The organism is Streptomyces sp. NPDC101166 (assembly GCF_044768125.1).
GTDB lineage: Bacteria > Actinomycetota > Actinomycetes > Streptomycetales > Streptomycetaceae > Streptomyces.
In genome coordinates this window covers 1-1,053 of record NZ_JBIWPF010000348.1, presented here as the reverse complement: position 1 = coordinate 1,053, position 1,053 = coordinate 1, and the positions used below count along the sequence as shown (strand labels likewise).

Annotated in this window: 2 protein-coding genes; both read right to left on the bottom strand. The window is 66.8% G+C overall.

The genetic code is table 11. The annotated features are described in order from the left end of the window. Positions 1-177: 177 nt before the first annotated feature. Positions 178-531 (bottom strand): UBP-type zinc finger domain-containing protein, encoded by a 354-nt coding sequence (locus tag ACIRS4_RS39020; protein ID WP_404205146.1) that lies wholly within the window; start codon positions 529-531, stop codon positions 178-180. Beyond that, the coding region (locus tag ACIRS4_RS39015) for a sensor histidine kinase (RefSeq protein ID WP_404205144.1) at positions 531-1,053 on the bottom strand (523 nt) is incomplete at its 5' end. The genes ACIRS4_RS39015 and ACIRS4_RS39020, both read right to left, overlap by 1 nt.

Genomic DNA, 1,053 nt, shown 5'->3' with positions numbered 1-1,053 from the left:
GGCCATCGCACCTGCGGTGAGGGCGACCATCGAAAGACGCTTCATACCCTGCTTTCCGAACTTTCCCGAGAGTGCCGAATCGCCGGACCGGCCCGGCGCTCGCAGCAGCGTACCCGGCTCCGCCGGAGCCGGAAAGGAAAAGTCTGGTCGGCCGGTTTTTACCGGCCGCAGAGCGGGTCAGTTCAGGCGCTGCTGCCAGTCCGCGGGCACCCGGTCGCGCGGACCCGGCACTCCCTGATCGGCCGGATGCGAGGTCGGGGCGGCCAGGTCGGGACCGCCGCTGTACATGTCCTCGGTCTCGAAGTTGTAGAACCAGTCCTCACCGGGCTCGTAGCTCTGGATGAAGGGATGCCCGGTCTCCCGGAAATGCTTGGTGCCGTGCTGACTCGGCGAATTGTCACAACAACCGACATGGCCGCACTCCGCGCAGCGCCGCAGATGGAACCACCAGCCGCCCGCGGCGTCGCATTCCAGACAGCCCGCCCCGCTGGGCGGAACGCTCGGATCGATGCCCTTGATCTGCTCGGTCATCAGTTGCCTCCTGTCGTCGCCGGTTCCGCGTCGGCCTCGGCCGGGGCGGGGTTCGCCACCTCCAGCGGCAGCCGCACGATGAAACGCGTGTTCCCGGGCTCGGATTCGACCCGGATATCGCCGTGATGCTTGTTCACCACGATCCGGAAGGAGATGTCCAGGCCCAGCCCCGTACCCTCGCCGACCGGTTTGGTGGTGAAGAACGGTTCGAAGATCCGGGTACGGATCTCGTCCGGCACGCCCGGCCCGGTATCGCCGATTTCCACTGCCGCGCAATCACTCTCGCGATAGGTACGGACGGTGAGCGTACCGCGCCCGCCCATCGCGGACACGGCGTTGTCGATCAGATTCGTCCACACCTGATTGAGTTCGGCCGCGTAGCACGGCACCGGCGGCAGCGCCGGGTCGTACTCCTTGACCACGGTGATGTCGTCGCCGATCTTGCGGGCCAGCATGACCAGCGTGCTGTCCAGCAGTTCGCGCAGATCCACCACCTGGAACGGGGCCCGGTCCATCTGCGAG

What these genes read in the sequence shown, in the direction of transcription:
- ACIRS4_RS39020 (WP_404205146.1), bottom strand. Translation starts at nt 531, where the DNA reads ATGACCGAGCAGATCAAGGGCATCGATCCGAGCGTTCCGCCCAGCGGG.